Below are 26,220 nucleotides of genomic sequence, written 5' to 3'. Positions count from 1 at the left end.
CCAAGAGGCTATATTCTGGAATCCTCCAGGCATGTTTGAATGGACTTCTCCAATACTTGAATCACCTCGTCGAAATCGAGGAGCTCGAGCTGCTCCTCTTTTGCTTCATTCATGCGTTCGAAGTCGCGAGACAAATCATGAATAAGCTCGGGCAAATAGCTGTAATCGACTTCATCGATGTCAACAGGCTCAACAAGGAATTGCTTTAGCGCAATGGAATAATGATCGATTAATTTCCCGTTCAATCTCCAGAAGTCCCGGTAGTATTTTTGCTGGGCTTCCTTCTTCTCTTCGGTAGGAAGATATTTTATTTTTTTGAAATAAATATCTCGCAGCCACACCTCGTCGGAAATTAAGTGAAAGTAATAACCGATATGAAAGGGAGATTGCCGATTGATCAGATATTTGTCAAAGAAAGCATTATAATCGGTGTAGATTACACCGTTGGCATCATATTTAGCGAAGTGAGAGATGGACTTCTGTTGGTTCATATATTTGTTTAGGTCTGGCGCTAGTCCGCCAAGCAAAAAAGGAGCTTCATCCAGCTTTAAGCGAGCGTTGATCTTAGACGTAATGCAATAATGCATAATACGAGAGCCCAAGTCAGATGCCCCTTTCTATTCGAATTCTAGCTAGCACGTCCTGATAAACCCCTGCAATCCGCTTCAAAATAGCCAAGTTCTCCTCGACGTCCCCCGTTTCAAGTCCATGATCCGCCCTTGGGATTTCTATGACATTTTCGCTATACTCGATTTGCTTAGCAGCTTCCGAAGGGAAGGCGGGATCCATTCCGCCGTAAATGACGACGCGATCGGATGCATTTATATAAGGAATCGTTTCGACCAACGGAGTCAGAAAGATATGGTTTACTTTCTGTTGCATTCGACGATGTACCTCGCCGGCCACAATGGTTCCCATGCTCTTACTGATGAATAGGAGTTGATCGTAGTTTGGGGATACCTGGAGGACGGACTCTGTACATTCGTCTATAACCTTCGATAAATCCTGGAGGTCAAAGCTGGCACGGGCTGCTTGGTATCCATACTCCAGCTTCAACACGCTATGGTTATGTTGGAGCGCGGCATTCCCTGCATAGTAGAGGAGGGGGAGCTCGCATGAATAGCCTCTGCCAGGAAAGAGGACGACAAGCTTGTTCGTTTGACCTTGAACGGTTATGTGCTTTTGTTGCATCGGCGTTCCCCAGTACGAAGGAACGGTAACGATTTCCATGTTCATGCCGGCACCTCCATAAAGAATGGGCCCCGCCGCCTCCTAAAGAGGCGGCAGCTGCACCTTTTTCACTTTCAATGAATCAAATCGAATGTCTCGAATCCCTCTATCCGAGCACTCCTCGATTATCTTATTGAATATCCTTGCGATGAGGATGCTGTCGCCCAGCGCGTCATGCCTCTGAATATCCGCATCCGGGATTACATAGTGCTGGATTAAAAAATTGGTAGATACAATAGCCGAGACTTCCGGGTGCAGGTATGTAAATAGGGCTTTTGTATCAAGAACTGCAAGATCATCTAGAGGTGTATGGCTTCGTCTGCATTCCTCCGTCAATAAGGGGAGGTCATACTCGTATCCGGCTTGCGTCACGAGGACGCACCCCTTAATGAAGGCTAGGAAGCCAGCGATGATTTCGGAGAAAGAGGGGGCCTTTTCAACATCATGGTTGGAAATGCCCGTTAATTTTTCAATGGCTTCAGGTATTGGCTTTGGCGGTCGTACAAGTGTTTTGTATCGAGTGACTATAGAGCCATCCTGTCCGAGAATGACAGCCCCGATTTGCGTAATCGAGTCTTTCACGGGGTCGGGACCCGTCGCTTCAAAGTCGAATACGCAGTATTGTCTTTTATCTAGTTCCTCAAGGATAAAATCTGTAATTACATATTCGCTTTCGGAGTGATCAATGAGCTTCATAGTTGATACCTCTAATTCTAGTTATTAGCGGGCCAACCGCTCCACAGGTCGATTTTGTTGCCGGCAGGGTCGTAAGCAAAGAAGTTGTGCCCGCAGCTGCCATTATCTTCGAGGTCGGATACGTGTGCTCCGGCATTTTTCATTTTCTCATAAAGGGATGGTAGGTCTTGAACCTCCAAAGTGAGGGCGCACTGCTCCGAGCCGCCAATCTCCGTATAATTGAGGTTGTGGGGCTCTTGGCTTCTGATGAGGAAGATGGCTTGCCCGGAGCCGATTCCCAGCTGGGCTTGGTTCGCGTCCACGGGCCGCAGCAGCTCGAGCCCGAGATGCTCCATGTACCATTGCGCCGATTCCTCGGTATTCGTTGCGGGCAGGTAGATGCAATTGATATTTTTAATTACATGCAAGGCTTGACTTTGCACTCTTCCATCATCCTCTCTCCTTATCATTTGATTCTCAAATAATATACCATAACCGTTCTTTTCTGTAATCATTTGGATTAAACATTTGTGTTGTGAAAAAAGCGGAGAAGTGTTGACTCTCACGTCGCGTGATACCCTATAATCGGTTTTGTGAGGGGGCTGAGAACCGTGAAAGTAAAAGAAGTAGCCGATCTAGTCGGCATTAGCGTGCGCACGCTGCATCATTATGACGAGATGAGGTTATTGTCGCCCGATCGGATGACCGACGCCGGCTACCGTCTCTATTCCAATGCCAATCTCGAAATGCTCCAGCAAATACTGTTCTTTCGTGAACTCGGCTTCCCGCTCAAAAAGATCAAGGAAATTATCCACGATCCGGCATTCGATCGGCTGGAGGCATTGGAGCTGCATCGCAGCATGCTGCTGGAAAAGCGCAGCCGCCTTGATCAAGTGATCGCGACCGTCGATAAGACCATACGTCACGCGAAAGGAGAGCTTCAAATGACAAACAAAGAGAAGTTTGAAGGCTTCGATTTCAGTCATAACCCATACGAGCAGGAGGCCCGTGAACGGTGGGGTGACGAAGCGATGGAGAAGTCGAATGCCGTAATCGGAAATATGCCCAAAGATGAACAATCGGCGATGTCTGACGAAATGGTCATGATTTTCGAGAAAATAGCGACCGTTCGCAAGGGCAGTTCTGATTCGGAAGAGGCTCAAGCCGCAATTGGCGAGTGGTATGCTTTATTGAACAGCAAAGACTACCACTATTCGCTCGAGGCATTCAAGGGCTTGGGGCAGCTATATGCGGAGGATGAACGGTTCACTCGAAGCGTCGACCGGTTCGGCGACGGGCTGGCTGAATTCATGCGCGATGCGATGGCTGTATATGCGGATATGAATGCCTAATGGCAGGCGAGGAAGCTCGCTCTATGCGGGATGAGCTTCCTCGGTTCGGCTAATGCGCCGAGCTCTTCTAGCCGCCGAACGCGATGCGATAACCGTCGGGATCCTTGATAGTAAACTCGCTGAAGAAGTCGTTGAGATCGGGTCCCCGCTCTATCACAATCTCTTTCTCGTTAAACTCCTCTAGCAGCTTTCGAACATCGCAGTAGCAGAAGGCGTCGAAATATAATCCTCCGGCTGCCGAGGAGAACGGGCGGACATCGTCCGTATTCATCGCGGGGTGCAAGATAAATACGACAGAATCCCGAGTCATGTGAACGTGCCCAACCTCAGGGCCGCCAATAAGCTCATAGGTGAATCCGAGACGTTGATAAAACTCGATAGACCTCTCCAGATCGCTGACGAGCAGTACCATGGATGGTCCTTTCAACTCGATCTTTGACATAACATGACCTCGTTTCCTTTGTTTATTGAAGTTCGACTTGCATCTCATGGATGAGCTGCCGCATTTGATCATGCTCGCTGAAGATCAGGAAATAATCATCGTCATGGCCATAGAGCATACCGTCGGTAATATCGAAGTTTAAAGTAAGAGGGTTGGGTTCCAGGGAACCGGCATTGTATAGGACGTGAAAATAATACCCCGGCTCGTCCCCGATCTCGACGTAGAAGCCCTGTTCATTGGAAATTATCGCTGCTTTCAGCATATAGTCTCGATGAAGCTCCAGCTCTACGCCATTCCAGCGGTATCCCTCCGTTGTCTCCTCGGTTAGAATAAGGGGGCCCTTCACGACTCTAAGCTGGCCGTCATCGTTCGAATCGAGCGCGGCTTCGTACAATCGGAACCTTATGCCGTCCTCCTCGGAGACCCGAGCTGCTTTAGTAATTTCGTTACCCCTTTTGCCTTCTTTATATCTGAGTTTGTATGAGTATCCTGCCACTAAATAAGACTCTCTGTTGTCTACGAGCTGAATCTGATGGGTAATTCCCCGTTCACCCTCAATTAGCGTCTCATAATAATGCTCAAACCTCGCAAACATGTCGCCTTCGGGCACATTCGATTCTTTGATATAAGCCGTCGTGCTCACGCTCGCCTTTTCTTGAAATAGAGAAAAATCGAAAATGAAAATAAGTATGGCGCCTATCGGTATAGCGACTAGCAGAAAGAGAAACGCAAATATAGACCCTATGATGATTAATACGGTTTTTGTGCCGGATGAAATGCTGCGTTTAGCCTCTATGCCAGCCACTCTCCATTCAATGACACTGTCTGTTATGGTAAATTAATCCATACAGCTATCTTAAAGAATGCACGTTCGGTTGTAAACGGTTTTTTTGGGTTATCGGGATCATATATAAGCTCGGTTGACTCGAAAGAAGGGGGAATGCCAGCCCGCATACATAATGCGCAAACGTTGTCACAACTCGCCGAATCCAGTCAATTTATATTCGTTTTGTGATAACCGCTTTAATTTTTATTGACAGCGCTTTATTGCTGGTCGTAAAATGGCAGTAAGCAAACGCTTACAAGTGGTATTTTCCAGTAAATCATCAGTCGGGAAGGAATACTTGGGTACGGATGCTTTTATTTTTGCCATTTGTGCAAACGATTGCGCAACATGTCGAGAAAGCAGCCAAGCGGCGAAGCAGCAGACTTCGTCAGGTACGGAAGGCGTTCAAACGGGAAAGGGAAGGGAGACTTGTTTTATGGTACGGTTCAAAAGGTTCAGGCAGCAGATGGCCATCGCTCTTGCGGCGGCGCTGACCTGGACGACAATGGGGATTGCGCCGGTCCGGGCGGACGAGGAGGCGCCGAGCAGGGTGACGCTTGTGGGATCGCTGCAAACGGAGCTTGGCGCGGCCAGCGACTGGGAGCCGAAGGAATCGGCTACGGATATGACCAGCTTAGGGGGAGGGAACTACTCCTTCAAGGGTACGCTTCAGGCTGGCACGTACGAGTACAAAGTAGCGCTTAACGGCACTTGGGACGAAAACTATGGTCACGGCAGCTATACGAAGCCGGACGCGACAAGCAATAACGGCAATATCGTGCTGACGCTGGAGGAAGCAGCCGATGTAACATTCTACTACAACCACGCAACGAAGAAGATTGCGGACTCGACGTACTACGCTCCGCTGGGAACGGCGGAGCTGCCGAGAGTGGTGGGAAGCCTGCAATCGGAAATCAGCGAGTCGGACGATTGGAGTCCTTCCGCTTCGTCGTTGATCATGTCGGATGACGATTATGACAACGTGTACACCATGACGGCGAATGTGCCGGAAGGTAACTACGAATATAAAGTCGTGCTGGGTAACAGCTGGGACCACCAAGCCTATCCGGGCTCGAATGCGGTGCTTAGCCTACCGCAAGAGCTGCCTGTTACGTTCAGCTATAACAAGGCAACGAACGAAGTGAAGAGCGAGTTCATCGTGCCGGCGCCAACGGATCCGGTGCCGGACGGGCACTTACGCATTCATTACAATCGGCCGGCCGGCGATTATGATGCATTCGGGCTGTGGCTGTGGGAGCATGTGGCGGCACCGTCGACGGGGTGGCCCGGCGGGGCAACGGCGTTTCCGGCAGATAAGCGTGACAATTACGGCGCTTATATCGACGTGAAGCTTGCGGACAATGCTTCGAAGGTAGGGTTTCTGGTCTTGAACCTCTCGACGGAGGCCAAGGACGGCGGTGACAAGTCCGTCATCCTGACATCGCCGGACATGAACGAGATATGGATCAAGCAAGGAGACGATAAGGTATACTCGTCGCCGTCCGGAGAGGTAGCTAAGGCGCTGCTGTCGGCCGAGATCGTCTCGGACAACGGGCTTCTTCTTGGTTTTACGACGACAGAAGGACTGAACACGGACGTTGTGCTCAAAGACGTTACAGTCGTAGACAGTGAAGGCGAGCCTCTTGCTATTCAGACTGCGGCCGTGACATCCGGAACCAGCGTGTCGCTGACCCTGACGGCAAACATTGATATGGCTCGCGTTCCTCTCGCCGTGCAATATAACGGTATAGACATAGCGGCGAATGTCGGCTGGCGCCTGATTGACAGCAAGTATGCCTACAACGGCAACGACTTGGGAGCGACCTATGCCGACGGAGGCGTGACTCTGAAGCTGTGGGCGCCGAAGGCAAGCAAGGTGACGGCGAAGTTCTACGATAAAGACGATACTGCGATCCTGGTCGGGAGCGTGGAGCTCGCGCTTGGGGATGACGGCGTCTGGTCGGCGAAGGCCGGTCCAGCCAACATGTCGACGGAAGGCATCGAAGACCTTCGCGGCTACTATTACCAGTATGAAGTGACGAACGACGGCGTCACGAAGAAAGTGCTCGATCCTTACGCCAAGTCGATGGCCGAGTTCCGCGTTAATACGGCAGGAGAAGCCGGACCCGATGGGGACACGGTCGGCAAGGCGGCAATCGTCGACTTGAGCGGTACCGATCCGGCAGGCTTCGGTTATGCCCAAATCGATGGCTACGAGAAGCGCGAGGATGCGGTCATTTGGGAAGCCCATATTCGCGACTTCACGTCCGATCCGTCCATCGATGGCGATCTGACGGCGCGCTTCGGCACTTACAAAGCGTTCATCGACAAGCTGCCTTATATTCAGTCGCTCGGCGTGACGCATATTCAGCTCCTGCCGGTGATGGCATGGTATTACGGCGACGAGCTGGCGATGGATGAGCGCCAGATGGAATACTCAGCGGTCGGCAACGAATACAACTGGGGCTATGACCCGCACAGCTACTTTTCGCCGGATGGCGCGTATTCGGAAAATGCGATGGATCCCGAGCTGCGCGTTCGGGAGCTGAAGGAGCTCATCGACGCGATCCATGAAGCGGGTATGGGCGTCGTGCTCGACGTCGTCTACACGCATATGGCGAAAGCCGATTTCTTGAACGACATCGTACCGAACTACTACGCGTTCCAGGACGCGAGCGGCAAGTTCCTCGGCGACTTCGGCAACAACCTGGCAACGAACCGCGCCATGGCCGAGAAGCTGATGGTCGATTCGGTGAAATATTGGTTCGACGAATACAAGATCGACGGCATGCGCTGGGACATGATGGGCGACGCGTCGTATCCGGCCGTGCAGAAGGCGTATGACGAGGCTGTCTCGATAAACCCGGACGCGTTGTTCATCGGCGAAGGCTGGCGCACGTTCAAGGGCAATCTGTCGGATCCTTCGCTTGCCGGCATGGCCGCGGATCAAGACTGGATGAACAAGACGGACAGCGTCGGCGTATTCTCAGACGAGATCCGCAACGAGCTGAAGTCCGGCTACGGCTCCGAGGGCGAGCCCCGCTTCATCACGGGCGGCGCGCGGGACATTCAGACGATCCTGAACAATATTAAGGGTCAGCCAAGCAACGTGAACGAAGATGATCCGGGCGACATCGTGCCGTATATCGAAGCGCACGACAACCTCCCGCTGTATGACGTTATCGCGCAGTCCATTAAGAAGGACCCTGCGATCGCGGAGAATAACCTGGAGATTCATAAACGAATCCGCCTCGGCAATCTGATCATGATGACGTCGCAGGGCACTTCGTTCCTGCATGCAGGGCAGGAGTACGGCCGGACTAAGCAGTGGCTCGCCGAGGGCGTGCCGGAGCAGAAATATCATGCGCTGGAGGACGAGAACGGGGAAGTGTTCGGTTATTTCGTTCACGATTCCTACGACTCCTCCGATGCGATCAACAAGTTCGACTGGGCGAAAGCGACGGACGAGGCTGCTTATCCGGTCAACCATGTAACCAGCGAATATACGAAAGGTCTTATCGCGCTTCGCAAGTCGACGGACGCGTTCCGTCTTGGCGATCAGGACCTCGTCAACTCGAATGTCACGCTGCTGGACGCGCCGGAAATAAAGGCCTCCGATCTGTTGATCGGCTACAAAAACGTCGCCATGGACGGCAGCGGTCATTATTATGTGTTCATTAACGCAGATGACGAGAGCCGCATGCTGACCCTTAAGGAAGATCTGACGGAGGGCACGGTCGTCGTCGATAACGACGAAGCGGGCACGACGGCGGTATTGTCCGCATCCGGCTTCACTTTAACGGATTCCTCCATCACCATCGATCCGCTCAGCGCGGTCATCATCCGCATGGATGCGGACGCCCCGGAGATGGTGTCGATTGAGACCGACGACAGCGAGCGTGAGCTGAAGGTCAACGAGACGAGCACGATATCCGTCTACGCGAAGTATGAGGGCGGCAGCCGGGAGAAGGTCAGAAGCGGAGCAAGCTTCGAATCGAGCAATTCGAAGGTGGCATCCGTGTCTTCCAGCGGTAAGATTACGGCTCTCGGCGTAGGCCATGCGCAAATTACCGTTAAATATGCCGGTTTCAGCGCGATCGTGGAAGTCGAGGTGCAAGAAGCGGCCGCCGCGAGAGTGGTGCAGTTCAACTACATTCGTCCGGACGGGAATTATACGGACTGGAATATTTGGGTATGGGGAACCGGCGTGAAAGACGGCGAAATTTTATTCGACAAAATTGAGAACGGCGTGGCGACGGCCATGATCGACGTGCATGAGGACGCGGTCAGCGTCGGCTTCGTTCTCCGCAAAGGCACAGACTGGGCAACGGCGAAGAAGGATATCGGCTACGACCGCGTCATCCCGCTCGGAGACGGCGACCAATATACGAAGGTGAACGTTCACAGCATGGTCGGAGAACTCGATCTGTTCCCATCGATCGACGGTCCGTATCTGCTGGATGGAGACATTACCTTCCGGTACCGGGATGAAAGCCTATTCAGACAGGGACTCATGGATACGATCACCGGCGTCCAAGTAAAAATTGACGGCCAATCCTATCTTATGGTCTATGACGAGGAGAAGGAATGGTACGAATACACGCTTGAGAATGTAGAGCCTGACAGCTACGAATACAGCTTCCTCGTGACGAGGGACGGCGAGACGATCGAACGCAATGATCCGACGAATACGCAGGACGGCAAATCGGTCATCTCGTACCAGGAGCCGGAGGTGACGCTCAGCGGCAGCGTCGAGCCGGGAGCTATTCACTATGAAGAAAGCGCGGTGCTTCGCGTAAGCGCGCAGACGTCCGAGCCGCTTTCGTTCCGCGAGGGCTACATGGACCTTACCGCGCTGGGCGGCGCGGCGAACTCGCCGTTCAATACAGAGCTCATGGCTCATACCATCTCGGTCAAGGAGAACGTAACGGCCGGCGTGAAGAGCATACCGGTCACGCTGGTGGATGAGTACGGCAACTCGCACAGCCACACGGTGAACGTGACGGTCAAGCCGAGAACGTTCGCGGGCGAGCTGGACTTCGATTACGATGAGTCGCGCATCTACTTCCTGCTGACCGACCGATTCGAGGACGGCGACAAGACGAACAACGAGAATGTCGACAAGACCCATCCGGAGGCGTATCACGGCGGCGATTTCAAAGGGCTGATCAGCAAGCTGCCGTACTTGGATGAACTCGGTATTAACACGATCTGGATTACGCCGATCGTCGACAATATCGACTTCAACAAAGGCGTGGATTTTAAAGTCAAATCTAAGCAATACGGTTACACGGGCTACTGGGCGAAGGACTTCACGCAGCTCGACGAGCATCTGGGCGACATGGATATGTTCAAGAAGCTAATCGAGGATGCGCATGATCTCGGCATTAAAGTTATGGTAGACGTCGTGGTGAATCATACGGGCTACGGCCTGAAGCCGAACGATAACTACGAGGGCGTTACCGAGGCGGATAAAGAACGGTTCGAGGGCATGCTGCGGACGAACGGCTTGTCGGCGGATGTTAATCCGACGAAGGGCGAGCTGCAGTCTCTGCCGGATCTCATGACGGAAAACGCCGAGGTTCGCGAGCAGATCATTGAATGGCAAACGGGCTGGCTGGAATGGGCCAAGACGGAGCGCGGGGACACGATCGACTACTTCCGCGTCGATACGGTGAAGCACGTCGAGACGACGACTTGGGTCGCCTTCAAAAACGCGCTGACCAAGCTTGATCCAAGCTTCAAGCTGATGGGCGAATATTTTGGCGGCACGGTGGAAAGCGACGGAGGCATGTTAGACAGCGGTCAGATGGACGCGCTGCTGGACTTCGGCTTCAAGGAGCGTGCGCGTGACTTCGCGAACGGCAGCATCGACGAGGTGGACGCTTATCTTCAGGACCGCGAATCGAAGCTGTCGAACACGAAGACGATGGGCCAATTCCTGAGCAGCCATGACGAGAACGGCTTCTTGTCCCACTATGTGGGAGGCGACAAGAGCAAGCTGATGATCGCGGCGGCTCTGCAGATTACGGCCAAGGGCATGCCGGTCATCTACTACGGCGAGGAGCTCGGTCAGTCGGGCGCGAACGCCGGGGATATGAACGAAGGTCAATTCAGCCAGAACAGAGACGACATGCCTTGGGATCAGCTGGACGAAGAAGCGCAGCTTCACGGGCATTACAAGAAGCTGCTGAACATTCGGGCGAACTACTCGAAGGTGTACGCGAAGGGCGAGCGGACGAAGCTGGCCGGCTCGGATGAGCATGGCTACCTGGCCTTCAACAAGTCCTACAACAACGAGAATATCGTTACGATTATCAACACCAAAAACGAAGCCGTATCGGTGACGCTGGACGCGCCATTCGCCCCGGGCACGAAGGTCGAGGACGAATATAGCGGCAGAACGTACACCGTGTCCGCAGACGGCAAGCTTGCCGTTCAAGTGCCGAGCCGGTCGGGCGGCGGAACGGTCATTCTGAGCGACGATGTCACGCCGCCAGTGATTACGGTTCCGGGCGGCACTACGCCGACTCCGCAATGGCCGGGAGCCGAGACGGTAACGTCCGGCGAGCTCGCAAGCGGCAAGGACGGCAAAGCGGCGGTCGAGCTGAAAGCGGGCGCGACAGGAGCAGTGCTGCCGATTCAAGCCGCATCGCTGCTGGGCGGAAACAATCTCGAGATCGTGACGGACGGAATTACAATTACGCTGCCGAAGGAAGCGTTGGTCGCGGCAGCCGACTTGGTGCCGGCGAACGAACGTACTTCGGATACGTTCATCCTGTTCCAAGCGAAGCCGTTGTCGGAGGAAGAGCTGAAGGCCGCGTTTGATGGCTATGAAAGCGAGGGTATCCTCATTAAACAAGGCGGAACGGTCTACGACTTCCGAATCGCCGTGATGAAGGGCGGCAAGGAGGTTGGCGCCGTCAGCGAATTCGAAGAGCCGGTTTCTATCGCGTTCGAGGTGCCGGACGGAATGAATGAGGATACGACGGGCATCTACTACATCGGCGAGGAAGGCGAGCTGATCTATGTAGGCGGATGGCTGCAAGACGGCGTTATGACAGCCGAGCTCAGCCACTTCAGCGCCTATGGCGTGCTGGAGATCGACCGAAGCTTCTCCGATCTGCCGACTGGCCATTGGGCGGCGGCTGCGGTGAAGTCGCTCGCGGCGAAAGGCATCGTGGACGGCATGGATGGACAGAGGTTTGCTCCGGATGCGGATGTGACCCGCGCCCAATTTGCGAAAATGCTGGTGTCCGCGCTGCTGCCGGGAATGGAGCCGGCCGGAGCCGAAGGCGCCTTCACGGATGTGCCTGCGGATGCTTGGTTTGCTCCTTACGCGGAAGCCGCTTACGAGCTTGGCATCGTGAACGGACGCGGAGACGGACGATTCGCGCCGGAGGAAGCGATCACCCGCGAGGAGATGGCGGCCATGCTGATTCGGGCTTACCGATTGGTCGGCGAAGCGCAAGAGGAGTCCGCGCCAGCGCCGGCATTCACGGATTTTGACGCCGTCAGCTCGTGGGCGCTGCAGGATGTATCCGCGGCCGCCGAGCTGGAGTTGGTTAAAGGTCGCGCGGACGGAAGCTTCGCTCCGGGCGAGCGCCTGTCCCGCGCCGAAAGCGCGCAAGCCGTATACAACTTGCTGAAAGCTATTCAATAACCTCAGAGAAGAGGCCCAGGCCGCCGGAAGCGGCGAGCTGGGCCTCGTTTTATTTTATGGAGAGTCTGCCGACGTAGAAGCCAGCCAGGAATATGGTGACGATCAGAATGAAATGGATGATGAACCATCCGGGCCTACCGAACCGGAAATGAAGGTCCGCGTCAATCGGCCTGCGCTTGGACTCCGGAACGATCAGCCCTCCGACGTAGTCGAAGGCGAGCAGGAAAATCCACCACCACGTATACGAATCCCAAGTGTCCCAGTAATTCTTGTACCGGATAATGTCCGTGAAGTTGACGGCGAGCAGCTCCCCCGTCATGCCCACGTGGACCAGAACCCAGTAGAACGGAATTTTCCAGCCCCACCTCTTCGGGCTGAACCGGACCCCGAACAAGACGTAGAACGGGAAGATCGTAAGCACCTCGAAGAACGGGATTTTGAACAAATGGCCAAGAAGCACGCGCGGAAATTCGTAGAAACCAAGCTGGATGAAAATATAGCATAGGATATTGCCGACTACTGCGCTTATGAGATACAGCGCGCCGTAGCGCTTCCAATCGTACTGTATAATCCAAATCGAGCCTATGGCAGATACGCCGACGGACAGAAGCAAGATGATCAATTCTGTACTCATGGCTGTCTGTGGCTCCTTCGTTGCTCGACTTCTTGTAAGGCTGTCATCATTATTGCTGTTATCACAGGCAGCACCTCGTCGATAGGATGCTGCTTTCCAAAACATTCTATACTTGTAAAAGGCCTAGATCAGACGCTTCGGAACAACGGCTCGTTCGGGATAAAATGAACCGGAAGCTGCGGGAATTGCCGCTGCAGCCGTTCGGCGAGCAGCCTCATGCCGGCCGACTCGCTCTCCGCATGGCCAAGCGCGATTAGCGCCTTGGCGTGGCCTTGCCGCACGGCATCCCGGACATATTCGGGCGTCTCCCACTCCGGTCCTTCGCCATAGAGCACGAGATCCAGCTTCTCGCTCTCGAACAGCGGGATGACAAGCGGACCGCCTCCCCGATACCCGGCCAATAAGCCGATCCGGCGGCACGGCATATCCGGTTGACCGGCCAGTCGGACGAAAGCGAGGCCAAGCCTCTCCTTGACATGAGAGGCTACCTCCATTGCGGTCATGGGAGGAAGCTCGACGATGGAGGCGGCCGGCTGGTGCTGCAGAACATGCCGCTCCCACCCAAGCGCCTGAACCAAACCTTCGGTTATGCCGTCGGGCTGGGTGCGGTGGATATAATCATGAAGCCGGAAGAGGGCGAGACCGGATTCGGCGAGAAACGTTTTTTTGGCCTGGTAGACGGGATCGTCCTCTAGAGTAGCGGCGAAGGAGTCTTGATGGCTGTAGAAAGGCCCCTCATGGGCAATGACTACATTAGCGCCTAATGCGACGGCTTCCTCGAGCGCTTGCCGGGTCGGCATGAAGACGGTCGCGATGCCGGCAACGGCGTCGTCCGGCCGGCCGATCAAGAGCTTGTCGACGGTTTGTTCCAGCTTCGGAACGGGCTCGGTCAGCGAGTTGATGATGTCTTGAACGGTAATTGTCATAGGTATGTCATCCCCTTCTATAATAGGAAGCTTAGAATTACGAGTGCTCATTATGCGGCTCATGGCTAAGTCCTCCTACCTTTCTCCGCAGAGCCGGCGAATCCCTTCTGGCGGGCGTGCTTGCATGAGGAAGCATCGGAGAAGGTAAGGCTGTTTCAAATGTGCGTCCCGGCAGGAGTTGTTTGTCCATCTAGCAGCCCCCAAATAAAAAGACGAGCGGCGTAGTGGGCCGTTCGTCTTCTGTGTGAGTCAGGATATAATGGGTTTAGATCGTAAACCGGTTCATCAAGTCCTGCAGGCTGCCGCCAAGCTCCTTCAAGCGCGACGTTGCTTCGGTCACCTCGTCCATGGCGCTCTGCACGCTTCCGGTCAGCTGCACGATTTCTTGCACGCTTTCGTTCGATATTTCGGCGGTTTTGGCCATTTCGTCCACCGTGGCGGCAATCTGCTCGCTGCCTGCGGCAAGCTGCTCGCCCACGTAGGAGATATTGTTGATCTGCTGGTTGATCGTCTCGACGGTGTTCAGAATATCGAACATCGACGATTCCGTCGCGCGTACGACCTGCAGTCCGGACTCCACCTCGCGCTCGGATTGCGTCATCGCGTCCATCGCGTCTTTGGAATTGTCCGCCATCTTGGAGACAAGCTCTTGGATCGAGGTTGCGGATTCGCTTGCTTGGGCGGCCAGCTTGCGAACCTCGCTGGCGACGACAGCGAAGCCTCGGCCGTGCTCGCCCGCGCGCGCCGCTTCGATGCTGGCATTCAATGCAAGCAGGTTGGTTTGTCCGGATATTTCCGTAATGAGCTGAATCGATCCGCCGATATGCCCGCTGATATGGACGAATTCCTGAATCGTCGCCGACAGCTGGGAGAATGCCTCCTGCACGCGGTTCATCTGGTTGTTCATGAACGCGATATCTTCGCGGGTTCGGGCCGCAACCGCGGCCGCGTTATTGCTTGAAGCGCCGACGGCTATCGAGCTCTCCGCGATCTCGCCGACGCCGACGGCCATCTCATCCACGCCTTTGGAGCTTTCGGCCGCGGACTGCGACTGAATGCGGATGGCCGAGGACACTTCGCGGACCGAAAACATGATTTGGTTATAATCATCCCGCGTCCGGTCGAGCTGCTTCGTTACTACGCCAATGGAACGGTTGACTTGCTCCGACGTTTCTTTGGCCGTCGACACCAGCTCGTGGAGCGACTGGCGCATGCTGTTCATCGAAGGTCCGAAGCGGGCGAGCGGCCCGAGGTTTTTCATATTAATATCCTTGGTCAGGTCGCCCTGCGCGATGGTGGTAATAAAGCCTTCGATCTCCGCGAACGGAGTGGCGTAAGCCTTGAAGTTGAAGAAGCCGAATACGGTCGTCCCGAGACCTACCAACACGATGCACAGAAGCGACGGCAAGGAAAATAGCGGCGTTCCGGTGGCCGCATTCGTAATAAGGACGGCAAAAATGCCGATAACGGCGCCTTGAAGGAAACTGCGAAGCAGGTAGAGAAACAGTTTTTTAAGAATTTCGCGTTTAACGTTCACGGGAACTCCTCCGGTCGCTTAAATTAAGATTTTGTAAAGGAATTCAACGCGTTATCCTCTTTTCCTGCAATCATTCGACAGGATTCGTCATAAAATTTTAATTCCGAGATTGTTTGCGCGATTTGTAAATGATTTTCATAATAGGGATAACCAAGTTGTGAAAGAAATTCATAAAGTGGGACATTATGCATTTTAATTGGAGGAAGAAGCATGCAGCCATTCACGAAAAAAGTGATCGAAGTTATACAGAGCATACCGGAAGGGAAGGTCATGACCTACGGCCAAATCGCGGATGCGGCGGGGAGTCCGAGGGGCGCCCGGCAGGTGGTGAGAATTTTGCACACGATGAGCAGGGCGCATAATCTGCCGTGGCACCGGGTCGTCAATATTCGCGGAGAGATCGCTTTGCAGGACGAAGAAGGCAGGTGGAGCCAAGCGGCGTCGCTGGAGAGCGAAGGAGTCGAAGTGGGCCTCAAGGGAACCGTCGATCTTGAGCGATACCGGCATGTTCCGGAGCCCGAACAATTCTAGGGAGGCGCTGGCGGCCGGGTTCGTCAAGCTGATCCTAGTGTTCATGAAGCGCAAGGAGGCTTCGGCCTAAGAAGGGTACTGGGAAAAATTACAACGCTGACGTATCTTCCGTCAAAAGTCCTAGAATGCTAGAATAGAGGCATACGGACAATATACAGCTTTCACGATAATGGCAAAACAGGCGAAAGCCTGCGACGCAAAGCTACAGGGGCTAATCTAGAGCGATCTAGAATGCCAGCCAGCTGCCGAAAAGAGGGTACGACGAGCGGCTCCTTTTCTTGAAAAGGGGTCTTTTTGCGTCCTACCAAAGACCTGAATTCCAACTAACTTAACTTACTAACTAGAAGGGCAGAGTGACAACGAGATGGCAACGCAAGCATACAGCATGAAGGTGAACCGGGCGGCGAAAACAGTGGAGATGATGGTAGCGGGGACGTTCACGCCGCAGGACTATGAAAGCTTCGTCAAGGACTACGCCTCCACGGTCGGTTCGATACAAGCGACGGAGTATAAGCTCGAGGTTGATTGCACGGAGATGTCTCTATTGAACCAGACCGAGGTTGAAAAGCTGAAGACGTCGTTCGCCAGCTACAAGCAGAGCGGCTTCCATAAGGTTGTGCTGATTCTGACGCAAGCCCAGCTCGTCAACAAAATGCAGCTGAACCGCGTTGCGAAAGACGCCGGCTTAACGAACATCGAATTCACGACGAAATAAAAGGCGATCGGGGAGATAAGCAGCATGAGTAACATTCGCATCCGAAGCATTGAAATCTACCACCCGGCGAATCGAGTAGACAACGAGTTTTATATTCGCCATTTCGACGAGCGGGGACAGGATATCCGCAGCTTCTTGGCGTATATGGGAAGAAGCAGCCGGTACGTCATCGACAACGAACGCGAGAACACGCTGACGATGGGCATCGAGGCTGCGCGGAAGGCTCTTGCGGCAAGCGGTCTTCAAGGGGACGACATCGACCTGATCGTCTTCTCGACGCAGGTGCCGGAGACGACCTTCCCGTCGAACGCGATGAAGGTGCATGCCGCGATCGGAGCGGGCAGCCATACGAGCGTGATGGACTCGAACGCGAACTGCGCGGGCATGACCGTCGCGGCGGATCATGCAGCCCGATATATGATGTCGAGCCCCTCCGTTCGCAGAACGTTAATCGTCGGGTCCGATTACAACACGCTGATCTCGAATCCGGAGCAGCCGATTACGTATGCCAACTATGGCGACGCCGCTTGCGCGGTCGTGCTTGAACGTACGGACGAGGAGGGCGGCTTCATCGACTCGGTCTACTACACCGATTCCGGGAACAAGGATTTCATCATGTACCCGGCCCGCGGCCATGCCGCGGCTATGCAGGGCAGCGGCGACGCGAGGTACATCGAGTGGCTGCCGTTCGACGGCAGCGTTGCGCTTCCTCCGACTTACGAGATGATTGAGCGGCTGCTCGCGCGCAACGGATTTGAGCCCGGCGACGTGAAGGCGTATTGCTGCTCGCAATTCTCGCTCGGCAACATCCTGAAGATCCAAGAACGATTCGAGCTGAAGGACGAACAGATAGTCTACGTCGGAGACCGGTTCGGCTATACCGGCACCAGCAGTCCGTTCATCGCGCTGTACGAAGGCATCGCCACGGGACGAATCCGCAGAGGGGACCTTGTGCTCCTCTGGACGATCGGAGCGGGCTATCAGCTCGCGGCGTCTTTATTCCGTTATTAAACGCAAAAACCGCTTCTGCCGGGCCGGCAGGAGCGGTTTCTTTATATTGGAGGCTTAGCGGCTATTTGACCTCGGAAGCCGTCGCCCGCCGCCGGAACCAGCGCCTTGTCCAATAGACGATGAGGGTACATAGCAAGGAGCCCGGGAAATAGATTAAGTAATAGAGCCATTCGTCGACGGACAGCGTCATGAAACCTATGCGCAAGAGCCAGACATTGATTAGAAAAACGAGGGCCAGCGTGAGCAAGAGCGGATACAACCGCTTTGTCCAGTAGACCGCGGAAGTGAACAAGAGGGCCTTGAACAAGGAATAAGGAAGAGTCACGGCCATATTATTCCATGAGGCATTCCCGAGCAGAGGGAAATCGAAGCTGCGCAAGCCCGTGAACAGAAGCGCAATGGCGAGCGTGTCGATTATGCTAAGCGCTAACATAAGGATCGTGAGATATCGGATGAAGCCGCCCCCCTTCTCAAGCCGCTTGCTCCAGTACACGGCTAGCGATAGGAAAAATGCGATATTGATTGTGGTGAAAGGGAGCTTCCACCAATAATGCTCGAAGATGTCCAGACGCAGGAACAGCCACTCGACCCCGGTCAAGAAGAGAGCGAAGAAGAGAATCCACCGTTTCCGAAGCTTCAAAATGATCAAAGCCGCGGCTATGGAAGGAATGGTCAGCAGGTTGGATACCAGCGCTCCCGCCATGCTGTCGTACGCCGGATTCTCGAGAACGCCAGGCATATACCGATAAGCCCGGAATAAGACCAGAATGAAATATTCGAAGAGATAGATCATTCCGCTGAAGGCGAAGAACAAAACAACGGGATAATAGCTCCGGGTTCGAACAACAAGATAGCCCATCGTACAGACAGCCATAAGGGACAGTAGCAGGTAAGGGACGAAGTTTGGCATTGCTGCACCTTCTTTTGGCAGGAATGATCATGGTCATTATGTTCACACTGCCATACCATGCCCCAAAACGCAAAATTCATTCCTTACGAAGGAAACGAATATCTCAGACGGCAGAGCAACCTCGAGTGTCGGAGCCGTACATACTTCTTCCGCGTTTGGAAATCATAGAGAATGCTTTGAACAATTGCGAAGGAACTAGTGCGAGATGAATGATCAACCCAAACCGCGACGCCTTAGAGCGAATCTCAGTCAATTTTCTATGGGGCAGCTTCATTTCCGCAATCCCTGGGTGGTGGCGTTCTTCTCCTTCGCCTATCCGGGATTCGGCCACCTCATGCAGCATCGGTACGCGCCGGCATTTATCCTCATCGGCTGGGAGCTCTTCATTAATAACATGTCGCAAGTCAATCTAGGCATCATGTACTCGCTTATCGGCGATTTCGAGATGGCCAAGCAGGTCATCGCGGAGAGATGGCTGATTCTATACGTGGGCATCTATATGTTCGGGATCTGGGACAGCTATCGGACAACGGTTGACCTGAACAAGCAGTATATTTTGGCGGACCGGGAGGATGCCGCGGTCGGGGGATTCGTCATCGGAACTTGGGACATTAATTACATGGACAAACGAAAGCCCTGGCTGGCGATGGTGTGGTCCTTATTGGTCCCGGGACTTGGACATCTGTACGTTCATAAGGTCATCACCGGATTTTTTATATTCGGGTATACGATCCTGATCTTGTATTGCGCCCATATTCCGCTAGGCATCAAGTTCTCCATGGTAGGCGACTTTGCCCAGGCCAAACAAGCCGTCAACATGCAATGGCTGATGTATTTGCCGTCCATCTACTTCTTTGTCTGGTACGATGCGTACAGTTCTTCCGTCGAGTACAACATTCTGTGCGAAAAGGAACTCAGCAAGCATCTGCGCACCCATTATCAGGATCCTCGGTTCGAGTTTCCCGTTTAAGCGTTAGGAGGTGTAGGAATGGCGCTCATTATCGCGACGTTCGAAAACTCGGTGTTTCTGGAGCTGGCGATATCGGCACTGGAGCAGCGGGATATCCCGAGAATGAATATTTTCGCGGCGCCCCTGGACAAAAGGACGGAGCCGAGGGCGCTGTTCGACACGGTCCATAGCGCGGACGGCTTCAGCATGCTCGACAGCTCCGCGGTTCTGGGTACGGTTTTTATGCTGCTCGGAGCCATCTACGGCTATATTTTGCCATGGGGGCCGATCATATGGGGCATTATTGGGGCCTTATTCGGAATGACATCGGGATTCCTGCTGAAGCTGTGGCTCGTGAAACGCAATAAGTACGGCGCCAAGAAAATTACGGCGGAAATCGTGCTGATGATCCGGTGCGAGGATACACAGTGGGAAAGCATTCAGCAGATGCTGTGGGAGCATCAAGCGCTGGGGATGGCGCGGATTCATACTCCCTAGCGCTTGATTTCCCTACAGAAGCGAGGTTGGCGCGAGCCAGGCGAAGGCCGGGAAGTTGCGAAGAACGCCGAACAATATCGTGATGATCACCATTCCCGTCATTAGTGCTTGGCTGGAACGCCGCCATTGCTTCTTCTGCATGACGACATAAAGAGCGTACAAAGGAAGCAGCAGAAATAAGAGAGCATTGTATCGAAAAGCCTGAACAAGGTCGAATTGCAAGAGCGATGCGGCAGCTCGCGTAACGCCGCAGCCCGGACAATACAAGCCGGTTACTTCATGGAATACGCAAGGAATGCCGAGCCGTGTCGTCGGCAGCCAAACCTTGATGTATAAGAGGCCTGCCGCGCCAAGAAAGAAACCCCAAACGAGTTTGGGGTTTTTCTTGATGTGCAGGCGAAGCTTAGACCGCCATTTTGTTAACATCGGATTGTACCAGCGCATAAGTGACGATGCCTAGTCCGAAGAACGAAAGGATAAGGTAGAGAACCGAATTGTCGTTCGCGATCATGCCGCGCTGCCGCTGCGCTTCCGCAACAAGCTTGCCGACCTGATAGGACCAAACCAAGGTCCAGATGCCGCAAGTTACGATGCTCAGCAAGAAATGCTTGCCGCCTGTGAACGAATCGTCCTTCGCCAGTGTTCCGACTTCATTGGTCATGACGATGAACCAATAGATGCCGTAGATTCCGCATGTAACAAGGGTCAAAACGATTGCTAATGCAATGTTTCTTTGATTAATCATCTTGCACTCTCCCGTTTCAAATATCGGCAATAGACGCCAGCCCTTAGTATAAGGAAAACGCTTTCTACTGACAAGACAAATTTCGGAAATAAATAGATTTTTTTGATAGATATTGTCGAATGGTCGTTGTGGCAGGAATAGAATCGCTAAGCGCCGAACCTAATAGGCTCAAGCAAGGAAGGAGAGCGATAAAGGATGACGACGATCAAGCTTAGGGGACATCACTTGCTATGTTTATTGGGCTACCGGGGCAAAGGGTACTCGGAGGGGTTCTGCATGAATATGACGTCTATCTACGAGACACTTCGTCTGCATCCGGAGACGAGGATCGAAGTGATCGAGGGGCCTGACGACATCTGCAGGGCGTTTCCGAAGGATCAGCATCCGCATTGCGAGAATGACTCCGTCTATGAGAAGGACGCTGAGGTCATATCTCGGCTTGGCCTAAGCGTAGGAGAAACGGACAGCTGGTCGAACGTCTGCGAGCGGGTGTCGAATAACGTTCAGCCGGCGGATATACGGACAATCTGCACGAACTGCAGATGGGAGCCGCTGGGCTTGTGCAAGGAGGGCGTCGAGCATATTCACGGCGATCGCGTGCTCCGTCCGCTGCTTTGAAATATCCCATTAATTGATGGATTCACACAGAAGCTTTCATCCTTATAATGAGTAGCAGAGACCAATAGTTTCGGCTTATTAAAGGGGGAGACGATGGAGCCTGCATCCCGTGTGACGATTGCGATGTTCTGTGAAGGCAAGGCCGGGAATTTGTTGAAATATTCGTTTGCCGCCGTGGCTTCTTTGCGGAATGCGGTATTTTATTATTTCACGCCGGATGACATTCGAGCCGAAAGCCGGACCATTCACGGCTATACGATCGAGAACGATGAATGGGTTCAGCGCGTCTTCCCATACCCTGACGCTATCTATGACCGGATTGCGAGACGCGGCAGGCTGTACCCGGAAGCATACGGCGCGCTCGAAGGCATTCCGATGTCGACGGATAAGACGTTTGCGGCCGATGACAAGTTAACCATTAATCAACTCATTCTGGACAGCGGGAAATTCGAAGACGTGATCATTCCGTCCGAGAAGATTAATAGTACGGAGCAGATATTCGCCTGGCTTGAACGGTTTGGTGAAGTCATTGTGAAGCCTGCCCGGGGGATGCAGGGCAAGCAATTGTTTTATATTCGCCGGAATGAGGACGGTTATATCGTCATTAAAGATCAGGAGACGTCCTTCCACTTCCCCAGAGGATTGACCGAGTGGCTGAAGGCTGTCGGGCTGAAGGGCCGGGGTCATTATCTCGTGCAGCCGTTTATTCGCAGCGCGACGAAAAACGGCAATCCCTTCGATTTCCGCGCTCATATGTGCCGGGGGGAGAACGGCGAATTGGAAATGGTCAAGATTTATCCGCGGATCGGCAATCCATCCGGCGTTGTATCGAATTTTGCGTCCGGAGGATACGTCGGCGACCTGAAAAACTTTTACGTAAAGGATCTAGGGCTTCCCGAAGACCGGTTTTTCGGCTTCCGGCGGCGCCTGACGGAATTTTCGCTGCAATTCGCGGAGCATCTTCAGGGCTTGCTCGATTATCGCGTGCACGAAATCGGGTTGGATCTTGGCATGGATCCAAGCGGGAAGATCTGGTTATTCGAGGCCAATATGAATCGGCTGGGAAAAACGTTCATCCACCTGGAAGTCGCAAAAAAATCCGTGCCATATATCATCCACCTTGCTCGTACCGAGCAGGAACGCAAGAAACAAGACCCTGAGCTACAGCTGGCCATGATGACATCATAGAGGTGACACAATGAAGAAGAAAACAACCGCCAAGAAATCCCGCCCGACTCGCAGTATGAAAAAAACCGTAAGCTCCTCGCTTCTGGCCGTAACCTTGTCGACGAGCCTGATCGGCGGCACGGCTTCCGCGCTCGGCGCGCAGCCGGCGGAGCATTCGGGCCCGCAGCCTCCCGTCTATCAAGGGGACTCGCTGCAATATTTTACAGCCCTGATCCAAACCGAAGATGTAGATCTTCAGCTCACCAGCGGAGAAGATGTTGTACCTGCGCCTGTGCCGAGCGTGGGAAGCGGGACGAACGCGGGCGCCGTCATCGGCGCGTTGATTCCAGCCGTGAACAGCAGCCAAGAAACGCCGAACTCGGCGTCGCTTGATGTGGTGAAGTCGGCTGATGGGAAGCAGCTAGCTAAGTTCAAGGTGCTGAAGGATGGCATCGAAGCTGCCGTGAAAGCGGCGAAGAAGCGCGATACGATTGAAATCGTAGTGCCAAGCGTGAAGGGATCGAGCCGCGTGGAAGCGGACATTCCGTCCGCTGCGATTCAATTATTGGCCAGCAAATCCGTCATGCTTTCGATTCAAACGGGCGATATCGGCGTACGCATTCCTTCATCTGCGCTCCCGCTGGATGCGGCTGCGAAGCAGCTTGGCGTCGATGCCGCGAAGCTTGAGCTGAAGCTGAAAATCGAGAAAGTGGCGTCTGCCTCGGCCGAGTCCTACGAATTAACGTTCACTGCCGGCGCGAACGGTCAAGAAGTATCATTCACGCAGATGCAGGGCCAATTCGCGGCGATGATCGTGCCGATCGCGAAGCCGGTGGCCGCTCCAAAGAAAGGCGCGGCATATATTATCGAGAACGGCGTACGTTATCCGGTCCCGGTAACGTTCGATGAAGAAGGGCGCGCCCATATTCACAGTACCCGTACGGGCACCTTCGTTATCGAAGAACGGAACGAGACGTTCGCGGATACAACCGGCCATTGGGCTGCCGAAGCCCTGGACGTCATGGGCAGCAAGGGAGTCCTTGAGTCGGACGAGACAGGCAAGTTCAATCCGGATGCGCAAATTTCCCGCGTGGAATTCGCGCGGCTGATCGTGCGGGCGCTGGGTCTCGAGGGCAGCGATACAGGCCATTCAGAGAACCCGTTCCATGATATCGATTCGAACGCCTCTTACGCGGCCGCCGTCCAAATTGCGGTGAACGCGGGGCTGTTCAAGGGTATCGCCGAGGGTACCTTCGCTCCGGACCGCATGATGACTAGAGAGCAAATGGCGGCTGTGCTCGTCCGCGCGGCGGCGGCATTCCAGTTGGAGCTCCCATCGGTGCAAGGGGGCGCGACGGTGGATTCCTTCCGGGACATGGACAGCGTATCGGACTGGGCGAAGGACGACATGCGCAAGGCGATCGAGAGCGGCCTGCTGCAGGGCACGGGCGGCGGTCAAATTGCTTCTCAGAAGGCGGGAACCAAGTCGCAAAGCGCGGTTGTCATCATGAAGCTATTGCAGCAAGCCGGACTTATGAATTCTTAATTTGCTAGTTGTTTGGAAGCACAGGCCCTTGGCGCAGCGTTACGGCTGCGCCAAGGGTTGTTTTGCTTTCAAGTTCCGGTTAACGAGGGATAGCGCATAGGGAATAGCCAGCCGCGCCGCTTCGAAGCCATGAAACGTGTTGCCGATCTTATTGAAGTTCGCTTCGAACAGCCACAGCTTCCGGCTCTGGTCGACGCCGATATCGAGCGCGATCTCGTGGCAGGCCCCGCTAAGCTTCGTGGACAGATAGGAGGCGGCCATCAGCGCCGTCGTTCGAACCTTGCGGTCCATCTCCATGCCCAGCTCCTCCTGATATTGGCTCGACAAGAACCAAATCCATTTCGACGCAAGGCGCAGCGTGTTCTCGTGATTCGTCACCTGATGGATATAGGATAACGAGAGGAACGGCTGGATGAAGACGACCACCCATTCGCCGGCGCCGTTCTTCATCAGATGAACTCGGAGATGGAAGGGGTAATCTTCTTTGGTTGTGCTGTAGACGTACCGCTGGGCGACGTATCCCCTTCCCGCGAACATCCGGAGGAAGGCCTGGAATTCATCCGGCTTCAAATAATGCAAGAACTTCTGATCGAAAAGCTCGTAGTCGTCCTCCCGTTTGCGAATCATAATAATGCTCTGGCCGAAGGAGCCCTGCGCCGGCTTGATAATGACTCTGAGGTGAGTGTCGACGAAAGCGGCCATCTCGGAAGGCTTCTCCACGGGAAGGTACGGAATGACGATTTGGCGCAGAAGACTGTGCGATTCCAGCCAGCCGTACACGAACTCCTTGCGCATGGAGCCGCCCTGCAGCCCGTGCGTGAACGGGATGGAGGATAACGCTTCATATACATATTCGTACTCGGGAAAGCCACGTCGTTTGAACTTGTCGAACACGACGTCGGGATAAGGACAGGTTCGTTTTTTCCAAGCGCCGTTCTCGAATACCCGTGCACGTATGTAGTGGTTCTCAGCATTCACGTTTTTCGGATGAAAATAAAAAAATTCCGCTCCATACAGCTTCGCCACGCTGGCGCAGGCTTCGACGAAGCTCATGTCGATATCGGTGCCCGCGAGCATGCCGATAACGGGGGCGTCGCTTTTGGTTTGCAGCGGCTCGTCAGCCAGACTGCGTTCCTCCAGCGCCAAATATTTAGCATAGGCAATGGCTTTCGCGGCCCTTGCCGATTCGTGCCTGCTCGAAGCGGGGCTCGTATTGGCTTCGTAGAACCAGGTTCGCCGGCTCGCATCAATCGAGAGATCGATGCCGAGCTCGTCGAGAGGATTCTCGTAGCAATCGCTTAAATATTCCGCGATACGCAATCCCAGACGTTCCAGATATAGGCCTAGGAACGGGGCGTTATCCGGGAACTCGGTGCGCAAGAAGAACTCCAGCTCCTCTTGGCGTCCGCCGGCGCTTACATTGGAGACGACGCCCCCTTCTACGCCGATTCGGGGATAAACCCGCGTGACGCTCCATTGCCCCGTGCCATCCCGCTGCACATGGACGCGGAAGTCGAACGGCTCGCCCAGCCTCGTGAGGCAGCGCTGATAAGGCTGGACGATATAGGGCTCCGCCTCGACGAGGCTGCGTACCCTTCGTTCCAGCTGCTCCGCGGTGAAAACGATGGCGTCTTCGGCATCCTGCCATTGGTATAGGCCCTTCGATTTGGCTAACCGCACGATGCCGGCACCCTGTCTGCCGAAGTCCGGCTTCAGCACGATCTCATCATGCTCGTCCAGCATCGCGAGCAGCTGGCCGATGGCCAGGGAATTTGCCAGCCTCTTAACGGGCATAACCAAATGCGCAAAGTCCGGCGCGGCAAGAAGCTTCTGATAAACCGCATGCTTGCCGTGGATGAGATGGGTCGTGAAAACGGTCCGATACATGAGCTCCCGATAAGTTCGGGATTGCTGCCCGGGAGGGAGCGGCGACAGGTTCATGACCACTTCGGGCAGCGGGGATGAGGCTTCCGTCCATTCGCCGTTCGCAAAGCGCAGCCCGCTGACCCCATGCTCGCTGACCCCTCCGTCATGGAAAAACAGGAGCTGCACCCCTTGCTTAGCCGACTCTTCGATCATGGCTTGCAGGCGCCCGGCCGCTATAACATCGGTTGGTGAACCCTGCCTATGGTATACTCCGATCTGCATTGCGATCCCCCCATGCCGGTTGCATAAACTTATTGCCAGTATGCCGCTATGCGTGGCTAATTATTTACGGGTCGCAAGGAGGAGATAGACGGTGCGG

The 26,220-nt window shown here is 54.2% G+C and carries 23 protein-coding genes and 1 riboswitch; of the genes, 10 read left to right on the top strand and 13 right to left on the bottom strand.

Annotated features, from left to right (window positions below):
* Positions 1-8: 8 nt before the first annotated feature.
* From NQZ67_RS23805 to NQZ67_RS23790, 4 genes are read right to left on the bottom strand one after another with little or no spacing between them, the layout of a single operon-like run.
* The gene (locus tag NQZ67_RS23805) at positions 9-602 is read right to left on the bottom strand and encodes a hypothetical protein (RefSeq protein WP_257450885.1); all 594 of its coding nucleotides are present in this window, start codon (positions 600-602) and stop codon (positions 9-11) included.
* 1 nt (position 603) lies between these two features.
* Positions 604-1,236 (bottom strand): alpha/beta fold hydrolase, encoded by a 633-nt coding sequence (locus NQZ67_RS23800; protein ID WP_257450884.1) that lies wholly within the window; start codon positions 1,234-1,236, stop codon positions 604-606.
* Positions 1,237-1,272: 36 nt separating this feature from the next.
* A complete protein-coding gene (locus NQZ67_RS23795) occupies positions 1,273-1,926 on the bottom strand; it encodes a 3'-5' exonuclease (RefSeq protein ID WP_257450883.1) in 654 nt (217 codons plus the stop codon).
* Positions 1,927-1,943: 17 nt separating this feature from the next.
* Complete coding sequence (locus NQZ67_RS23790) at positions 1,944-2,348, bottom strand: VOC family protein (protein WP_257450882.1); 405 nt, start codon at positions 2,346-2,348, stop codon at positions 1,944-1,946.
* Between the two features lie 159 nt (positions 2,349-2,507).
* On the opposite strand from NQZ67_RS23790, the gene NQZ67_RS23785 reads away from it, so the two are divergent.
* Positions 2,508-3,257, top strand: coding sequence for a MerR family transcriptional regulator (locus NQZ67_RS23785; protein WP_257451016.1), 750 nt, complete (start codon positions 2,508-2,510; stop codon positions 3,255-3,257).
* 67 nt (positions 3,258-3,324) lie between these two features.
* On the opposite strand, the gene NQZ67_RS23780 is transcribed toward NQZ67_RS23785, so the two are convergent.
* Both NQZ67_RS23780 and NQZ67_RS23775 read right to left on the bottom strand, forming a co-directional pair.
* Positions 3,325-3,699: a VOC family protein gene (locus tag NQZ67_RS23780; protein ID WP_257450881.1), complete on the bottom strand. Its 375-nt coding sequence runs from the start codon at positions 3,697-3,699 to the stop codon at positions 3,325-3,327.
* A 22-nt stretch (positions 3,700-3,721) separates the two neighbouring features.
* Positions 3,722-4,504 (bottom strand): hypothetical protein, encoded by a 783-nt coding sequence (locus NQZ67_RS23775; RefSeq protein WP_257450880.1) that lies wholly within the window; start codon positions 4,502-4,504, stop codon positions 3,722-3,724.
* 457 nt (positions 4,505-4,961) lie between these two features.
* On the opposite strand from NQZ67_RS23775, the gene NQZ67_RS23770 reads away from it, so the two are divergent.
* Positions 4,962-12,188 carry an alpha-amylase family glycosyl hydrolase gene (locus NQZ67_RS23770; protein WP_257450878.1) on the top strand — a complete coding sequence of 2,409 codons (7,227 nt, stop codon included), beginning with the start codon at positions 4,962-4,964 and terminating at the stop codon, positions 12,186-12,188.
* Positions 12,189-12,237: 49 nt separating this feature from the next.
* On the opposite strand, the gene NQZ67_RS23765 is transcribed toward NQZ67_RS23770, so the two are convergent.
* From NQZ67_RS23765 to NQZ67_RS23755, 3 genes are all read right to left on the bottom strand, one after another.
* Positions 12,238-12,822 carry a CBO0543 family protein gene (locus tag NQZ67_RS23765; protein ID WP_257450877.1) on the bottom strand — a complete coding sequence of 195 codons (585 nt, stop codon included), beginning with the start codon at positions 12,820-12,822 and terminating at the stop codon, positions 12,238-12,240.
* A gap of 128 nt (positions 12,823-12,950) precedes the next feature.
* Positions 12,951-13,748, bottom strand: coding sequence for a Nif3-like dinuclear metal center hexameric protein (locus tag NQZ67_RS23760; RefSeq protein WP_257450875.1), 798 nt, complete (start codon positions 13,746-13,748; stop codon positions 12,951-12,953).
* A gap of 265 nt (positions 13,749-14,013) precedes the next feature.
* Positions 14,014-15,285: a methyl-accepting chemotaxis protein gene (locus NQZ67_RS23755; protein WP_257450873.1), complete on the bottom strand. Its 1,272-nt coding sequence runs from the start codon at positions 15,283-15,285 to the stop codon at positions 14,014-14,016.
* A gap of 210 nt (positions 15,286-15,495) precedes the next feature.
* Between NQZ67_RS23755 and NQZ67_RS23750 the strand changes: the two genes are divergently transcribed.
* The 3 genes from NQZ67_RS23750 (at position 15,496) to NQZ67_RS23740 (ending at position 17,542) form a co-directional block, all read left to right on the top strand.
* The gene (locus tag NQZ67_RS23750; protein ID WP_257450871.1) at positions 15,496-15,816 is read left to right on the top strand and encodes an MGMT family protein; all 321 of its coding nucleotides are present in this window, start codon (positions 15,496-15,498) and stop codon (positions 15,814-15,816) included.
* A gap of 161 nt (positions 15,817-15,977) precedes the next feature.
* Positions 15,978-16,066: riboswitch (cyclic di-GMP riboswitch) on the top strand.
* A 114-nt stretch (positions 16,067-16,180) separates the two neighbouring features.
* Positions 16,181-16,531 carry a hypothetical protein gene (locus NQZ67_RS23745; RefSeq protein ID WP_257450868.1) on the top strand — a complete coding sequence of 117 codons (351 nt, stop codon included), beginning with the start codon at positions 16,181-16,183 and terminating at the stop codon, positions 16,529-16,531.
* Between the two features lie 24 nt (positions 16,532-16,555).
* A complete protein-coding gene (locus NQZ67_RS23740; RefSeq protein WP_257450865.1) occupies positions 16,556-17,542 on the top strand; it encodes a ketoacyl-ACP synthase III in 987 nt (328 codons plus the stop codon).
* Between the two features lie 61 nt (positions 17,543-17,603).
* Here NQZ67_RS23740 and NQZ67_RS23735 read toward each other — a convergent pair whose 3' ends face one another.
* Positions 17,604-18,452 carry a hypothetical protein gene (locus NQZ67_RS23735; protein ID WP_257450862.1) on the bottom strand — a complete coding sequence of 283 codons (849 nt, stop codon included), beginning with the start codon at positions 18,450-18,452 and terminating at the stop codon, positions 17,604-17,606.
* 205 nt (positions 18,453-18,657) lie between these two features.
* On the opposite strand from NQZ67_RS23735, the gene NQZ67_RS23730 reads away from it, so the two are divergent.
* Positions 18,658-19,422, top strand: a complete 765-nt coding sequence (locus tag NQZ67_RS23730) for a hypothetical protein (protein ID WP_257450860.1) — start codon at positions 18,658-18,660, stop codon at positions 19,420-19,422.
* Positions 19,423-19,440: 18 nt separating this feature from the next.
* Positions 19,441-19,899, top strand: coding sequence for a hypothetical protein (locus NQZ67_RS23725; protein ID WP_257450857.1), 459 nt, complete (start codon positions 19,441-19,443; stop codon positions 19,897-19,899).
* A gap of 12 nt (positions 19,900-19,911) precedes the next feature.
* Here NQZ67_RS23725 and NQZ67_RS23720 read toward each other — a convergent pair whose 3' ends face one another.
* Both NQZ67_RS23720 and NQZ67_RS23715 read right to left on the bottom strand, forming a co-directional pair.
* The gene (locus NQZ67_RS23720) at positions 19,912-20,325 is read right to left on the bottom strand and encodes a DUF2752 domain-containing protein (protein WP_257450855.1); all 414 of its coding nucleotides are present in this window, start codon (positions 20,323-20,325) and stop codon (positions 19,912-19,914) included.
* A complete protein-coding gene (locus tag NQZ67_RS23715; RefSeq protein ID WP_257450853.1) occupies positions 20,303-20,644 on the bottom strand; it encodes a DUF4234 domain-containing protein in 342 nt (113 codons plus the stop codon). The genes NQZ67_RS23720 and NQZ67_RS23715 overlap by 23 nt, the downstream gene beginning before the upstream one ends.
* Before the next feature lie 195 nt (positions 20,645-20,839).
* Between NQZ67_RS23715 and NQZ67_RS23710 the strand changes: the two genes are divergently transcribed.
* The 3 genes from NQZ67_RS23710 (at position 20,840) to NQZ67_RS23700 (ending at position 23,975) form a co-directional block, all read left to right on the top strand.
* Positions 20,840-21,262: a DUF1284 domain-containing protein gene (locus NQZ67_RS23710; protein ID WP_257450851.1), complete on the top strand. Its 423-nt coding sequence runs from the start codon at positions 20,840-20,842 to the stop codon at positions 21,260-21,262.
* Positions 21,263-21,355: 93 nt separating this feature from the next.
* The gene (locus NQZ67_RS23705; protein ID WP_257450849.1) at positions 21,356-22,450 is read left to right on the top strand and encodes a YheC/YheD family protein; all 1,095 of its coding nucleotides are present in this window, start codon (positions 21,356-21,358) and stop codon (positions 22,448-22,450) included.
* 10 nt (positions 22,451-22,460) lie between these two features.
* Positions 22,461-23,975 (top strand): S-layer homology domain-containing protein, encoded by a 1,515-nt coding sequence (locus NQZ67_RS23700; RefSeq protein ID WP_257450847.1) that lies wholly within the window; start codon positions 22,461-22,463, stop codon positions 23,973-23,975.
* A gap of 39 nt (positions 23,976-24,014) precedes the next feature.
* Here NQZ67_RS23700 and NQZ67_RS23695 read toward each other — a convergent pair whose 3' ends face one another.
* Positions 24,015-26,123, bottom strand: a complete 2,109-nt coding sequence (locus tag NQZ67_RS23695) for a YheC/YheD family protein (RefSeq protein WP_257450845.1) — start codon at positions 26,121-26,123, stop codon at positions 24,015-24,017.
* Positions 26,124-26,220 lie beyond the last annotated feature (97 nt).

The organism is Paenibacillus soyae (assembly GCF_024623455.1).
GTDB classification, from domain to species: domain Bacteria; phylum Bacillota; class Bacilli; order Paenibacillales; family Paenibacillaceae; genus Pristimantibacillus; species Pristimantibacillus soyae.
The sequence above is the reverse complement of the archived record's forward strand: the minus strand, read 5'-3'. Positions and strand labels throughout refer to the sequence as shown.

Coding starts and splice junctions, on each gene's coding strand:
- NQZ67_RS23770 (WP_257450878.1), top strand. CDS start 4,962: ATGGTACGGTTCAAAAGGTTCAGGCAGCAGATGGCCATCGCTCTTGCG.
- NQZ67_RS23780 (WP_257450881.1), bottom strand. CDS start 3,699: ATGTCAAAGATCGAGTTGAAAGGACCATCCATGGTACTGCTCGTCAGC.
- NQZ67_RS23750 (WP_257450871.1), top strand. CDS start 15,496: ATGCAGCCATTCACGAAAAAAGTGATCGAAGTTATACAGAGCATACCG.
- NQZ67_RS23720 (WP_257450855.1), bottom strand. CDS start 20,325: ATGTTAACAAAATGGCGGTCTAAGCTTCGCCTGCACATCAAGAAAAAC.
- NQZ67_RS23710 (WP_257450851.1), top strand. CDS start 20,840: ATGACGACGATCAAGCTTAGGGGACATCACTTGCTATGTTTATTGGGC.
- NQZ67_RS23705 (WP_257450849.1), top strand. CDS start 21,356: ATGGAGCCTGCATCCCGTGTGACGATTGCGATGTTCTGTGAAGGCAAG.
- NQZ67_RS23725 (WP_257450857.1), top strand. CDS start 19,441: ATGGCGCTCATTATCGCGACGTTCGAAAACTCGGTGTTTCTGGAGCTG.
- NQZ67_RS23730 (WP_257450860.1), top strand. CDS start 18,658: ATGAATGATCAACCCAAACCGCGACGCCTTAGAGCGAATCTCAGTCAA.
- NQZ67_RS23700 (WP_257450847.1), top strand. CDS start 22,461: ATGAAGAAGAAAACAACCGCCAAGAAATCCCGCCCGACTCGCAGTATG.
- NQZ67_RS23800 (WP_257450884.1), bottom strand. CDS start 1,236: ATGAACATGGAAATCGTTACCGTTCCTTCGTACTGGGGAACGCCGATG.
- NQZ67_RS23740 (WP_257450865.1), top strand. CDS start 16,556: ATGAGTAACATTCGCATCCGAAGCATTGAAATCTACCACCCGGCGAAT.
- NQZ67_RS23695 (WP_257450845.1), bottom strand. CDS start 26,123: ATGCAGATCGGAGTATACCATAGGCAGGGTTCACCAACCGATGTTATA.
- NQZ67_RS23765 (WP_257450877.1), bottom strand. CDS start 12,822: ATGAGTACAGAATTGATCATCTTGCTTCTGTCCGTCGGCGTATCTGCC.
- NQZ67_RS23760 (WP_257450875.1), bottom strand. CDS start 13,748: ATGACAATTACCGTTCAAGACATCATCAACTCGCTGACCGAGCCCGTT.
- NQZ67_RS23745 (WP_257450868.1), top strand. CDS start 16,181: ATGGCAACGCAAGCATACAGCATGAAGGTGAACCGGGCGGCGAAAACA.
- NQZ67_RS23715 (WP_257450853.1), bottom strand. CDS start 20,644: ATGATTAATCAAAGAAACATTGCATTAGCAATCGTTTTGACCCTTGTT.
- NQZ67_RS23795 (WP_257450883.1), bottom strand. CDS start 1,926: ATGAAGCTCATTGATCACTCCGAAAGCGAATATGTAATTACAGATTTT.
- NQZ67_RS23735 (WP_257450862.1), bottom strand. CDS start 18,452: ATGCCAAACTTCGTCCCTTACCTGCTACTGTCCCTTATGGCTGTCTGT.